Annotated in this window: 11 protein-coding genes; 1 reads left to right on the top strand and 10 read right to left on the bottom strand. The window is 70.5% G+C overall.

Annotated elements, in window-relative coordinates; translation table 11 throughout:
* Nucleotides 1-188 precede the first annotated feature (188 nt).
* Entirely contained in the window at nucleotides 189-1,223 is a 1,035-nt protein-coding gene (locus tag MUY22_RS36285; protein ID WP_247051685.1) for a GDP-mannose 4,6-dehydratase, read from the bottom strand.
* A gap of 195 nt (nucleotides 1,224-1,418) precedes the next feature.
* Here MUY22_RS36285 and MUY22_RS36280 point away from each other — a divergent pair, with 195 nt between their 5' ends.
* Nucleotides 1,419-2,477: a DegT/DnrJ/EryC1/StrS aminotransferase family protein gene (locus MUY22_RS36280; RefSeq protein WP_247051684.1), complete on the top strand. Its 1,059-nt coding sequence runs from the start codon at nucleotides 1,419-1,421 to the stop codon at nucleotides 2,475-2,477.
* Nucleotides 2,478-2,642: 165 nt separating this feature from the next.
* Here MUY22_RS36280 and MUY22_RS36275 read toward each other — a convergent pair whose 3' ends face one another.
* The 9 genes from MUY22_RS36275 to MUY22_RS36235 all read right to left on the bottom strand — a co-directional run bounded on the left by MUY22_RS36275 (nucleotide 2,643) and on the right by MUY22_RS36235 (nucleotide 12,920).
* Entirely contained in the window at nucleotides 2,643-2,927 is a 285-nt protein-coding gene (locus tag MUY22_RS36275; protein ID WP_247051683.1) for an HPr family phosphocarrier protein, read from the bottom strand.
* Between the two features lie 36 nt (nucleotides 2,928-2,963).
* Complete coding sequence (gene ptsP, locus MUY22_RS36270) at nucleotides 2,964-4,631, bottom strand: phosphoenolpyruvate--protein phosphotransferase (RefSeq protein WP_247051682.1); 1,668 nt, start codon at nucleotides 4,629-4,631, stop codon at nucleotides 2,964-2,966.
* 36 nt (nucleotides 4,632-4,667) lie between these two features.
* Entirely contained in the window at nucleotides 4,668-5,726 is a 1,059-nt protein-coding gene (locus MUY22_RS36265) for a zinc-dependent dehydrogenase (RefSeq protein WP_247051681.1), read from the bottom strand.
* Complete coding sequence (locus MUY22_RS36260) at nucleotides 5,723-6,178, bottom strand: PTS sugar transporter subunit IIA (RefSeq protein ID WP_247051680.1); 456 nt, start codon at nucleotides 6,176-6,178, stop codon at nucleotides 5,723-5,725. Before MUY22_RS36260 ends, MUY22_RS36265 begins: the two co-directional genes overlap by 4 nt.
* Nucleotides 6,168-6,476: a PTS lactose transporter subunit IIB gene (locus MUY22_RS36255; protein ID WP_247051679.1), complete on the bottom strand. Its 309-nt coding sequence runs from the start codon at nucleotides 6,474-6,476 to the stop codon at nucleotides 6,168-6,170. The genes MUY22_RS36260 and MUY22_RS36255 overlap by 11 nt, the downstream gene beginning before the upstream one ends.
* Nucleotides 6,477-6,510: 34 nt before the next feature.
* The gene (mtlA, locus tag MUY22_RS36250; RefSeq protein ID WP_247051678.1) at nucleotides 6,511-7,620 is read right to left on the bottom strand and encodes a mannitol-specific PTS transporter subunit IIC; all 1,110 of its coding nucleotides are present in this window, start codon (nucleotides 7,618-7,620) and stop codon (nucleotides 6,511-6,513) included.
* A 93-nt stretch (nucleotides 7,621-7,713) separates the two neighbouring features.
* Entirely contained in the window at nucleotides 7,714-8,649 is a 936-nt protein-coding gene (gene pfkB, locus MUY22_RS36245) for a 1-phosphofructokinase (RefSeq protein ID WP_247051677.1), read from the bottom strand.
* A 400-nt stretch (nucleotides 8,650-9,049) separates the two neighbouring features.
* Nucleotides 9,050-9,742, bottom strand: coding sequence for a helix-turn-helix transcriptional regulator (locus MUY22_RS36240; protein WP_247051676.1), 693 nt, complete (start codon nucleotides 9,740-9,742; stop codon nucleotides 9,050-9,052).
* 358 nt (nucleotides 9,743-10,100) lie between these two features.
* Complete coding sequence (locus MUY22_RS36235) at nucleotides 10,101-12,920, bottom strand: AAA family ATPase (RefSeq protein WP_247051675.1); 2,820 nt, start codon at nucleotides 12,918-12,920, stop codon at nucleotides 10,101-10,103.
* Between the last annotated feature and the right edge of the window lie 6 nt (nucleotides 12,921-12,926).

The following is a 12,926-nucleotide window of genomic DNA, read 5'->3' as shown; positions in this document are numbered from 1 at the left end:
GAATCAGCAACCCATCCCGACACGACGGCGAGCGGTGGCGCCCCGGGACGGCTGCTGCGGTGGCAGTCCGGCGCACGGCCGGCTGCCGCCCGGGGCGCGGAAAATGGTTTTCTGCGGCGGAAATCGTCCTCGGCGGCACTTCGCCCGGGCCGCGACCGCCGAGTTCTACCGGGACCGGCCTGGGCCGGTCACCAGACGGCGGCGGTCAGCGCCTCGCCGAGGTCCAGCTCCCGGGCGGTCTGGTGCAGGTCGGACTCGACCATCATGCGCATCAGCTCTTCGAACGGCACCGACGGCTTCCAGCCCAGATCGGCGCGGGCCAGCGTGGCGTCGGCGCAGAGCGTCTCGACCTCGGCGGGCCGCACCAGGCTCGGGTCGACGACGACGTAGTCGCGCCAGTCGAGATCGGCGGCGGCGAACGCGATGTCGGCGGCGTCGCGGACGGTGTGCATCCGGCCGGTGCCGATCACGTAGTCGCACGCCTCGTCGCGCTGCAGCATGAGGTGCATCGCCTGGACGTAGTCGCCGGCGAAGCCCCAGTCGCGCACGGCGTCGAGGTTGCCGAGGCGCAGCTCGTCCTGCAGGCCCAGCTTGATCCGCGCGACCGCGTTGGAGATCTTGCGGGTGACGAACTCGATGCCGCGGCGCGGCGACTCGTGGTTGAACAGGATGCCGGAGACGCCGTACATCCCGTAGGACTCGCGGTAGTTGCGCGTGATGTAGTGGCCGTAGGCCTTCGCGACGCCGTACGGGCTGCGCGGGTGCAGGATCGTCTTCTCGTTCTGCGGCGTCTCGGCCGCCTTGCCGAACATCTCCGACGACGACGCCTGGTAGAAGCGGATCTGGCTGCCCGGCGCGGTGGTCCGCGACTTGTCCAGCCCGGAGACCATCCGGATCGCCTCCAGCACGCGCAGCACGCCCATGCCGTTGACGTCGGTGGTGAGCTCGGCCTGCTGCCACGACATCGGCACGAACGAGATCGCGCCCAGGTTGTAGACCTCGTCCGGCTGCACCAGGTCCACGGCCCCGACGAGACTCGCCTGGTCCAGCAGGTCGCCGTGGACGAAGTTCAGCTCGGCGGCGATCCGGCTGACCCGGGACTTGCGCGGGTTCGCCTGACCGCGCACCAGGCCCCACACGTCGTAGCCCAGTGCCAGCAGGTGCTCGGCCAGGTAAGAGCCGTCCTGTCCCGTGACACCTGTGATCAATGCTCGTTTCGTCATAGCTCTCCCACGTTCACCGGCCAACCGGCCGTGCTCGCGGCCGCCCGGCACCGCCGCTGATCCGCTCGATCACACACCCGCCCCGCCCTGGAAAACATTGGACAATCCGTGCCCCCATCGGCAACTACTGGTGATTTCCCGTCTTCAGCGGGTCCATCCTGCAGCTTTCCGGTAGCCGAGGCATGCGAGGACCTGATGGCATTCCGATATCCCGTCTCCCAGCCCCATCTCACCGGCCGTGAGATCTACTACGTCACCGAAGCGGTGACGACGGGCTGGATCTCCTCCCAGGGCCCGTTCGTGCAGCGGTTCGAGGAGTCCTTCGCCGACTGGAACGGCCAGGGCCACGGCGTCGCCTGCTCCTCCGGGACGACGGCGCTCACCCTCGCCCTGCGCGCGCTCGGTATCGGGCCCGGCGACGAGGTGCTGGTGCCGGAGTTCACCATGATCGCGTCGGCCTGGGCGGTCACCTACACCGGCGCCACGCCGGTCTTCGTCGACTGCGGCGACGACCTCAACATCGACGTCGCACTCCTGGAGTCGAAGATCACGCCGCGCACCAAGGCGATCATGCCGGTGCACATCTACGGCCGGCGCTGCGACATGGACGCGATCATGGACCTCGCCTACCAGTACAACCTGCGGGTCGTCGAGGACTCGGCCGAGGCCCACGGCGTCCGCCCGGTCGGCGACATCGCGTGCTTCTCCTTGTACGCCAACAAGATCATCTCATCCGGCGAGGGCGGCATCTGCCTGACGAACGACGCGCGGCTGGCCGAGCAGATGAAGCACCTGCGCGGCATGGCCTTCAGCAAGGCCCACGACTTCGTCCACAAGAAGCTGGCCTACAACTTCCGGATGACCAACCTGCAGGCCGGTGTCGCGCTGGCCCAGGTGGAGCGGATCGACGAGATCCTCGAGCTGCGGTCCCGGATCGAAAAGCAGTACGACGAACGGCTTTCCGGCATCCCCGGGATCACCCGCATGCCCGGCCGAGACGTCCTGTGGATGTACGACCTGCTGGCCGAGGGCCGTGACGAGCTGCGTGCCCACCTGAGCGCCGCCGGCGTCGAGACGCGGCTGTTCTTCCAGCCGATGAGCCGTCAGCCGATGTACCTCGACCCGAAGTGGCCGGAGCTGAACGCGGCCCGCCTGGCCGCCCAGGGCTTCTACCTGCCGACCTACGTCGGCCTGGAGGAGAGCGACCAGGACTTCATAGTGGACCGCGTCGCGGAGTTCTACGGCAGCAACTGAGACGACGAAAGCCCGCCGGGAAACCGGCGGGCTGTGTCAGGTGTGGGGACCGGTGAGCCGTCCGGACAGTGACCAGGACGGCTCACCGGCGTTCGTGGGCCGGAGTGACACTCCGGCGCGGCGGTGGGCCGGCAGACCAGGGGGTCGCCTGCCGGACCACCGACGTCAGCCGGCCGGCTGCTCGGCCGAGTCGAGATCGCGCGCCAGCAGCTCGGCGATCTCCGTCACGGCGGCGTCGGCGCCTTCGCCCTCGGCCGAGATCAGCACCTCTTCGCCGCCGCGGACACCGAGCGCCATGACGCCCAGGATGCTGGTGGCGTCCACCAGCTTGTCCTCGGTGCGGCCGATCTTCACCGGCACCGGCTGCCGGCCCGCGGCCTCGACGAGCAGCTTGACCGGACGCGCGTGCAGCCCGACGGGCGAGCCGATTACCACCTTTTTACTGGACATTCCCGATTCCCATCTCGTGGAGAAAGCTGTGACGCGTCAGCCGGCCGTCTTGGCGGAGAACTCCTCCGCGATCCGGCGCGCCGTCGGCACGTCGGACGCGGAAAGCACCTCGCGGGCGAGGGCTTCGCACTGTTCGAGGGTGTAGTCCTTCAACGCGGCGCGGACCGCGGGGACCGCGGACACCGACATCGACAGACTGGTGATGCCCAGGCCGGCGAACACCGGGGCCAAGCCCGGGTCGCTGGCCGCCTCGCCGCAGATGCCGGCGGACTTGCCGGCCTCCTTGGCCGCCGCCGCGACGTTCGCCACGAGCGCCAGCAACGCCGGCTGCCAGGGGTCGAGCAGGTCCCCCAGCTCACCCAGCATCCGGTCCGCGGCGTAGGTGTACTGCGAAAGGTCGTTGGTGCCGATGCTGACGAAGTCGACCTCCGCCAGGATGTCCGCCGCCCGGATCGCCGCGGCCGGCACCTCGATCATCACACCGGCCTGACCGATCCCGTGCTCGCGGGCGAGGTCGCGGAACGCCGCGGCCTCCGCCGGCGTGGCGATCATCGGCGCCATCACCCGCACGTCGGCCTCGTGGTCGGCCGCCGCCAGGCTGATCGCCTCCAGCTGCGCGGTGAGCAGCCCCGGGTTGCGGACGCCGACGCGGTAGCCGCGCACGCCCAGCGCCGGGTTCGGCTCGTCCTCGGTGTTGGCGAACGGGATGTACTTGTCGGCGCCGGCGTCCAGCGTGCGGATGACGACCGGCCGGCCGCCGAACCCGCGCAGCACCTCGCCGTAGGCCGCCCGCTGTTCCTCGACCGTCGGGGCCTCCGTGCGGTCCAGGAACAGGAACTCGGTGCGGAAGAGCCCGACACCCTCGGCGTCGGCCGCCGCGTCCTGCTCCACCCCGCCGGCGCTGCCGACGTTGAGCAGCAGCTTGACCGGGTGGCCGTCCGCGGTGGCGCCGGGGCCGCTGTGCGCCGCCAGCTTCTCCTTCAGCGACGCCGCTTCCGCCTCGACCTGCCGGACGTAGTCGTCCGTCGGGTCGACGACGACCGTGCCACGCCCGCCGTCCACCGCGATCCGCTGCCCGTCCGCCAGGCCCGCGGCGCCGGCGCAGCCGACCACCGCCGGGATCCCGAGTGCGCGGGCGACGATCGCCGTGTGGCTGGTCGGGCCGCCCTTCTCGGTGACGATGCCGAGCACCTTCGCCGGGTCGAGCAGCACCGTGTCGGCCGGCGCGATGTCCTGGCCGACGAGGACGAACGTGCCGTCGACGTCCGGGATGCCGGGCTGGGCCAGCCCCAGCGCGGCGGCGATCGCCCGGTCCCGGATGTCGATCAGGTCGGCCGCCCGCTCACCGAGGTAGCCGCCGATGGCCTCCAGCGCGGCCACGTGCTTGCCGAACGCGTCGCGGATCGCCCAGGCGGCGGGGCGGCCGGCGGCCACCCCCTCCTGGATCCCGGTCCGCAGCGTCGGGTCCTGCGCCATCATGATCTGGGTGTCCATGATGGACTTGGACTCGCCCGAAACCGTCGCCGCGCGCTTCTCCAGGTCCGCCACCGCCGCGTCGAGCGCTTCGGTCGCCGCCGCCAGCTCCTCTTCGGGAGCCGACGGCGTGTCCCAGTGCTCCGGCAGGACCGGGGGCGGCGTCAGCCGCACCACCGGCCCGGCGGCCGCGCCCGGGCTCGCCGGGTTGCCGCGCAGTTCGTCAACCACCGTTGGTCGCCTCCTTGGGGTTCGGGCCCTCACCGCTCACGCGGGGACGGCCGCGCCCGGCTCGATCGTCACCTTGATCGCCTCGCCGCTGCTGACGATGTCGATCGCCTTCAGCACGTCCGAGAGCGGGAGGTGGTGGGTGATCAGGTCGTCGACCGGGACCTTGCCCGACGAGATCAGCTCGAGCGCCTGGCGGTTGTGCTCGGGGCTGGACCCGTTGGCGCCGTAGATGGTCAGCTCGCGGTAGTGCACCAGGTTCGAGTCGCACGCGATGATCGGGTTGTCCTTCGGCAGGCCGCCGAAGAAGCTGATCCGGCCGCGGCGCGCGGTCATCTTGAGCGCGTCCTCCTGGGCCTTGCCCGCCGCGGCGGCCGTGATGACCACGTCCGCGCCGTCGCCACCGGTGAGCTCGAGGACCTTCGCGACCGGGTCCTCCTCGGCACCGCAGATCGCGGCGTCGGGCTTGACCAGCTCGGCGGCCATGTCGAGCCGGCCGCGGTTCAGCTCGACCAGGTAGACGGCCGACGCGCCCTTGGCGCGGGCGAGCCGCACGTGCAGGCAGCCGATCGGGCCGGCGCCGACGACCACGACGACGTCACCCTCGCCGACCTGCGCGAAGCTCTGTCCATTGAGGACACACGCCAGCGGCTCGGCGACCGAGGCCTCCGCGTAGCTGACGCCCTCCGGGATCCGGTTGACGCCGTCGACCTTGAGGACCTGCTTCGGCACGATCATGTACTCGGCGAAGCCGCCGTCGAAGTGGTAACCCATCGACAGCTGGTTCGGACACACCTGCTGCAGGCCCTTGAGGCACTGCTTGCACTCACCACACGGGATCGCGGCGATGACCTGCACGCGGTCGCCCGACTCCCAGCCGGAGACGTTCGCGCCGGTCTCGACGACCTCGCCGGCGATCTCGTGCCCGATCACGCGCGGCGGGTCGATGTGGTGGTGCCCGTGGCGGAAGATCTTCAGGTCCGTGCCGCACGTCGAGGTGTTGTGCACCCGGATCTTGATCTCGTCCGGGCCCGGGCTGGGCTCGTCGGCGTCTTCGACCCGCAGGTCACCTGGCGCGTAGAAACGTGCCACCTTCATTCGGAGAACTCCTCGTCCATCTGGTTCAACAGTCGCAAGATCGTCTCGGCGTCCGGTGCTTCCCGCAGCTGCCGGACCTGCTCGCCGTCCATCAGGATCCGGGCGAGCGAGGACAGGATGCCGACCTGCTCGGATCCCTTGGCCGCGATGCCGACGCACAGCCGGACCTCGTTGCCGTCCCAGTCGACCCCGTCGGGGAACTGGAGGATCGCGAGCGCGGTCCGCTTCACGAAGCGGCGGGACTCGTCGGTGCCGTGCGGGATCGCGACGCCCTCGCCCAGGAAGGTCGAGACGGAGCGTTCGCGCTCGTGCATCGCGTCGAGGTAGCCCGGCTCCACCGCCCCCAGCTCCAGGAGCTTCCGGCCGACCTGCGTGATCGCGTCGGCCTGGTCGGGGGCGGTGCAGCCGATGAGGACCGACTCGGCGCTGAGGATGGAAGCGTCAGTCGGCAAGGGAACCGCCGTCCCGGATCGCCTGCTCGACCTGGTCGAACACCGGGTCACCCAGGAAGCTCTGGAACCCGAGGATCACCGCCGTGGTGTTGGCCTTGCGGGCCCGCTTCACGAGGGTGCTCTGGCAGAGCACGACCTGGGCGTCGCCCGGGATCTCGTTGACCGGCGTGTGCTCGACCTTGACCGAGTAGGGCTTCAGCCGCTTGGCCAGCTGGGACGCGACCATCACGCTGCTGCCCATCCCGGCGTCGCAGGCGATGATGACCTTCTTGACTTCCTTGCCTTCGATGCTGCTCACAACCGCACTTCCTTCCTTCGATCGACGATGATCGTCAAGCCACCGCTCCGCCTTCGGCGACGGCCAGTTCCCGTTCTTCCCTGCGGGCATCCTTGCCGAACTTCAGCAAGGCCGCAGCGACGATGAACGATACGGCCGCGGCGATCAGGACACCCAGGACCACGCCCAGGTAACCGCCCTTCGGCGTCACCGCGAGGACCGCGATGATGCTGCCCGGCGACGGCGTCGCCGTCAGGCCGGCGTCGAAGATCGCGAACGTCGCGACACCCGCGGCGCCACCGGCGATCGCGGCCAGGATCAGGCGCGGGGTGGCCAGGATGTACGGGAAGTAGATCTCGTGGATACCACCCAGGAACTGGATGACGATCGCGCCCGGCGCGGTGGCCCGCGCGCTGCGGGCGCCGAAGAACGTCAGCGCCAGCAGGATGCCGAGACCGGGGCCGGGGTTCGGCTCGATCAGGAATTCGATGGCCTTGCCGTCCTTCAACGCGTCGGCGACGCCCAGCGGGCTCAGCACGCCGTGGTTGATCGCGTTGTTGAGGAACAGCACCTTGGCCGGCTCGACGATGATCGAGACCAGCGGCAGCAGGTGGGCGTCGATCAGGGCCTGCACGCCGTTGCCGAGGCCCTTGGTGATGCCCTGCACGACCGGGCCGATGCCCAGCAGGCCGAGCACCGCCATGATGCCGCCGATGATGCCGGCGCTGAAGTTGTCGACGAGCATCTTGAAGCCCGGCGCGGTCTTGCTGCCGACCTTGTCGTCCCACAGCTTGATCAGGAAACCACCGAGCGGGCCGACGATCATCGCGCCGAGGAACATCGGGATGGAGGCACCGACCGCGATGCCGACCGTCGCGACCGCACCCACGACCGCACCGCGCTGGCCGTGCACCAGCCGGCCACCGGTGTAACCGATCAGGACCGGCAGCAGGAAGTTGATCATCGGGTCGACGAGCTCGGCGATGTGCGCGTTCGGTGTCCACCCGCTCGGGATGAACAACGCGGTGATCAGGCCCCAGGCGATGAACGCCCCGATGTTCGGCATGACCATGCTCGCGAGCTGACCGCCGAAGCGCTGGATCGAAACCCGCGCGCGTTCCGCCCTCGACGGAGTTTCGTCGTCGATCTCCGTGGTGGTTGTCATCGTTGGCTTCCTCTTCTGGAAAGGTGATTTGAGGGTTTCGCCATCACCGGATGGCGGTGGTCGGGGCGAGCCGCTTCGCGTGGTGCCCCAGGGCTATTCGCGAATCTTCTCGTCCCAGCCGGGATGCGGGTCCACCCGCACTCGTCGTGCCCCCACGTCTTCGGGACCCGGCATCGTGCTTCCCGGGAGCGACACCGCGGCCGCACCCCAGGCGACGGCGGTGGCCAGCGCTTGCGGGCCACTCCCCCCTGCCGCCAGGAAACCGGCGAGCATCGCGTCGCCGGCTCCGACCGAACTGCGCGGTTCGGCCGATGCGTTGGCGCACCAGATCCCCGCGTCTTCGACCAGCACGGCACCTTTGCTGCCGAGACTGGCCAAAACCGTGCCCGCGCCCAGAGAGCGCAGTTCCTGTGCGGCGTCGACGACGTCCCGCACCGTGTCGAGCTGACGGTCGACCGCTTCCTCGAGCTCGTCGAGGTTCGGCTTCACCAACGCCGGCCCGGCTTTCACCGACGTCCGGAACGCCGGGCCGCTGGTGTCGACGACGACCCGGACCCCGCTGGGGGCCAGGCGCGCGATCAGCTCCGCGTAGAAGTCCTCGTTCACACCAGGCGGCAGACTTCCCGCCGCCACAACCCATTCCGCGTCGGCCACGTTGGCCAGCAGGACGTCGCACAGGGTTTCGATCTCCCGCCCCGTGAGGTGCGGGCCGATCTCGTTCACCTTCGTCACGGTGGCGTCCGGCTCGACGACGCTGATGTTGCTGCGCACGGACTCTTCCGTGCGAACCCGGACCACGTCGATGTTGTAATCCTCGAGCAAGCTGATCAGCTGGTCGCCTTCGGCGCCGCCGGCGGGAACCACCGCACGGGCCTTGAGTCCGTTGCGCACCAAGGCACGCGCCACGTTGATGCCTTTTCCACCCGGCTGCACACTGGCGCCCGAAGCGCGGTGGAGGCCGCCCCGGTTCAGCCGGTCGACCTCGACCGTGCGGTCGACGCTCGGGTTCGCCGTCAGAGTCACGAACACTTCAGTACACCTCCGCCGGAACCTCTTTGGTTTGAGTGATATTGCCTGTGTTCGCCTGTGTTTGCAAGACCCGATCTCGAGGAGTATCGAACCGTTACCATCAGATGACCGGCGGACTGTCACCTTGTGCAGCCAAAACACTCTGATCCGTGCCCACTCGGGGACGCCGTGTGACCAGCGGGTAAAGCCACATAAAGCCACACCAGGGCGGTGACCCGGGTCACGAGCCAACATCGGGCGTCCGGAGACAACCGCTTTCGGGGGTCCCGGGTGGCGGAGCCCCCGGCCCGGAACGAAGTCCCGGTTGACACAGCGAAGCGGGCCGCACGCCCACCCGTCTCGCGAGTGCGCCTGCGGCCCGCCCTCGGCGTCACCGGTCCGGCCCGTCACCACCGGCGTGTCACCGGACGAAGTCCGGCAGCGCGCGCGGCGGCCAGGAACCGACCCCGAAGATGCCCATGGAATAGGCCTTCGAGATCAGCGCGGGGCGGTTCTTCACCTTCATCTTCCGCAGCAGCGTCGTCACGTGGTATTCGACGCCGCCCCGGCTCATGTAGAGATTGGCCGCCAGCTGAATCGTCGAAACACCCGACGCGACGCCCTCGAGAATGCGGGCGTCCATCTCGGTCAGGATTTTCTTCCGCGTGACGGCGACCTGGTTGTCCCGGTCGGACTTGTCCGGCCGGAAAACCACGGTGAGGCTGTCGAGCCGGTCGCCGACGCTGTGCACGGTCGAGCCCAGGAAATCGCCGCTGAGCGTCGTGCCGTTCTCCCGCATGACCAGGATCCGCTCGGCGAAGCGGGTGCGCTCACCGCGCACCAGCAGCCGGAGCTGCTGCTCGACCTTGTCCCGCACGCTGGGGTGGAGCAGGTCGCACAGGCTGGTGCCGGTGACGCCGTCGGAAGTGCGCTCGAACACGCGGAAGAATTCCATGCTGGCCGAGACAATGCGCAGCCGGTGGTCGACGTTCACCATGCACATTTCCGGGGTGACCGGTCGCGGAGCCGGCTTTCGCGGCGCGGGGCGGCTGATTCGCTCCAGCGCCGAAGCCAGGCTCACGCCTGTGACCGCATCTGCAACGTCTGCACTCATGAAGGGATTCCTCTCTTCGGCGAGAAGCACTCCGACAAGAAAGCCGGGTACTGGTGGCGATCGTGTGAGCCACATCTCCGGGGTGACGCAGATCATGTTAGGCACGGCCGATTAGCGGGGGCAACAGGTTGCGGACACCCGGCCTTAACACTGTGGTGCGCCCCCGTTGGGGGTACGGAGGTACGGAGTGCGGTGCGGTGCGGTTCGGTACCGAACACCGGTGGTGACCCCCGTGCGGGCACGTCTTGGCCTGGGCCAGGGGATTCGCAGGTGAATGGGGGTCCGAACCCCCGCACCGCACGCCGCGTGCGGTCCGTACCCCGGGTGCGGAACCGCACCGGGGTCCGTACCCCGGGGGTCAGTCGCGCTCGGACTCGCCGAGGTGCTCGATGAGCTCGGCGCGGCCGCTGACCTCGAGCTTGCGGTAGGCGCCGGTCAGATTCTTCTCGACCGCGCGCCGGGTTACCCCCAGAGAGTCCGCGATCTGCTGGTTGGTCCAGCCGCGCACGACGAGGCGGGCCACCGCGGCCTCGGCCTTCGTCAGGTTTTCCAGGCCGCCGCCGGAAAACCGCAGCACGGGACCGTTCAGCTCGGTCTCCCCCGTGCCGTCGAGCCACGTCGCGCCGATGGCCTTGGCCAGTTCCCGGCCCTCCGCAAGGAATCCCGCCGCGTCCGGCTCACCGGAGTCGAGCAGCCGGGTCCCGAGGACCACCGACGTCCGCGCCCGTTCGGCGAGGTCTTCCGACTCGCGGATGATGCCCGCGGCCTCGTAGAGCAAGCCGATGCCGTCGGCGCCGCCGGTCAGCATGCCCTGCAGCCGCAGGGAACGCCCGACGCTGAGCGGGCTCCCCCACTGCTGGGCGACGACGTCTTCGGCCGCGGCGTGCGCCTGCGCGGCCGGCAGGTCGCCCATCCGCTGCCGCACCAGCGCGGCCCAGGTGCGCCACGGGTACTGGGGCGTGTTGACCCAGCCCTCGCGCTCCAGCCGCCGCCCGCAGTCGAGGAACCGGCCCAGCGCCGTGGCCGGATCGCCGCGCACCAGATCGATCATGCCGCGGGTCAGCCGGCGCGCGGCGAACACGCGGTGGTCGGTGCTGTCCATCGGCACCGCCAGCAGCCGTTCGCCGAGCTCGGGATCCTGGGTCTCCAGGGCGATCTGGGCCAGTGTGGTGACCGACAGCGCGAGCGCGTCGGGCCAGGTTTCGTGGTCGGCGCCTTCGAGGACGCCCAGCGCGATCCGCCGGGCCTTGGCGAGATCCCCTTGCGCCCGCTTGACTTCCGCGGTCTCCGCGGCGATCAGGTGCGCGGTGTCCTGCCACCGGCGCTGGGTCGCCTGCTCCGCCGCCGCGGCCAGCGCCGGTTCGAGCACGCTCGCGGTGTCGGCGGCCACCAGCGTGGTGACCAGCAGGGGCAGCGCGGTGTAGGCGTGCGCCGGGTCGAACGGCTCCTCGGTGACGAGTCGCTTGAGGACGGTCTCGACCTCGTCGGCCGCGACACTGCCCGACAGCGCGGCGGAGTGCAGCAGCACGACGGCGAGTTCGCGGCCGGCGGGCGAGTCGAGCCGCTCGGCCGTCTCCAGCTCGCGCAGCCGCGCCAACGCGGCGTCACCCTGGCCCGGCGGGCGGGCCCCCGGGTACCAGGTCCGCGCCTCCGCCCGCAGCTCCAGGTCCGTGCCGGCGGCCGGGCCGGCGTCGCGCAGCACGGAGTCGACGGCGGTGCGCACGGCCGCGCCGAGCGCGGGCACCGTCACCGCGAGCGCGGGCGGGATCCACAGCGCCGCTTCCGCCTGCGCGGGGCCCGCCGGCAGCAGGGACAACGCCTGCGAGACGTGCCGCGCCGACGCGATCAGGTCGAACCCGCGTTCCGCCGCGGCCAGCTCCACCATCAGGCGGCCGCGTTCCTCGCTGTCGGGCGAGGTGTTGAGCAACGCCCGGCGCAGGTACCGCGCGGCCAGGTCGCCGGCGCCCCGCTCCAGCACGGTTCCCGCGGCGGAGCTGAGGATGCGGACCTCCCACGGGTCCTCGGCCGCGCCGACCTTCATCAGCTTCTCCGCGACGCGCTCCGCGGGCCGGCCGTGCTCGTAGAGCAGCCGCGCCGCCCGGCGGTAGAGGACTTCGCGCAGTTCCACCGGGATCGCCGGTTCGACGCCCTCCCGGACCGTGGCGTTGGCGAAGCCGATCCGGCGCTCGTCGTGGACGAGCAGGCCGAGGCGTTCGAGGCTCTGCAGCGCCGACTTGTACTCGACCTCGTCGAGGCCGGCCAGGTCGGCGGCGAGCTGCGGCTCGGCGAGGTCGCCGAGGACCGCGACCGCGCGCACCAGCGCGAGCACCGCGGGCGGCTGCGAGCCGAGCGAGAGCATGATGCGGTGGTCGAGCAGGCGTTCGGCTTCGGCCGTGGCCGCCGTGATCTGCGCGGCGATCGGCCGCAGGCCTTCGCCGACCAGTCCGGTGAGGACGGTCGCGACGTTCGCCGGGTTGCCGCCCGAAACCCGGTGCAGCATGGCGGTGAACGGCTCCTCGGCGCGTTCGCCGAACGCGACCTCGGCCATCGACGCGACGCCGTCGGGCGACAGCGGCGCCGGGACGACGATCCGCGCGGCCGCGGTGACGAGCTCGTGCACCAGCGCGTACTTCGGCGCCTCGCACTCCTCCGCCACGGCCAGCGCGAGCAGGATCCGCGAGCCGCTGAGCCGCTTGGCCAGGTAGGCCAGCAGCCGCAGCGAACCGTGGTCCGCCCACTGCAGGTCGTCGACGATCACCACGACGAGGTCGTCGTGCGACATCGCGTGCACCACCGTGTGCAGTCCATAGAGGACGGCTTCGGTGGGCAGGTTGTGTTCGTGGCCGTTGGTGACGAGCCGCTCTTCGGTCAGCGCGCGCAGGATCTGCTCGGACGCGCCCTGGAACCAGCGCTCCCGCTCGGCCGTGCCGGCGGCGACGAGCACCGGGCGGCACAGCTGCTGCGCGATGCCGAAGGCGAAGTCCTCTTCGAGCTGGGTCGCGTCCGCGCGCAGCACCCGGGCGCCGGCGGCCAGCGCCGACGCGGTCGCGTCACGCAGCAGCGCCGACTTGCCGCTGCCCGCCGGCCCGCTGATCAGCAGCAGCGAGCCGTCGTTGCCCGCGGCCGCGTTCAGCGCGGTCGCGATCGCGGCCCGCTCGGCGTCTCGCTCAAGTAGCACCGGTCA

The sequence above is a fragment of the Amycolatopsis sp. WQ 127309 genome, from assembly GCF_023023025.1.
Lineage (GTDB): Bacteria > Actinomycetota > Actinomycetes > Mycobacteriales > Pseudonocardiaceae > Amycolatopsis.
Note: the sequence above shows the minus strand (reverse complement) of the source record. Positions and strands in the feature narration are given on the sequence as shown.

Coding starts and splice junctions, on each gene's coding strand:
- MUY22_RS36240 (WP_247051676.1), bottom strand. CDS start 9,742: ATGAGTGCAGACGTTGCAGATGCGGTCACAGGCGTGAGCCTGGCTTCG.
- MUY22_RS36285 (WP_247051685.1), bottom strand. CDS start 1,223: ATGACGAAACGAGCATTGATCACAGGTGTCACGGGACAGGACGGCTCT.
- MUY22_RS36280 (WP_247051684.1), top strand. CDS start 1,419: ATGGCATTCCGATATCCCGTCTCCCAGCCCCATCTCACCGGCCGTGAG.
- MUY22_RS36275 (WP_247051683.1), bottom strand. CDS start 2,927: ATGTCCAGTAAAAAGGTGGTAATCGGCTCGCCCGTCGGGCTGCACGCG.
- mtlA (WP_247051678.1), bottom strand. CDS start 7,620: ATGACAACCACCACGGAGATCGACGACGAAACTCCGTCGAGGGCGGAA.
- MUY22_RS36265 (WP_247051681.1), bottom strand. CDS start 5,726: ATGAAGGTGGCACGTTTCTACGCGCCAGGTGACCTGCGGGTCGAAGAC.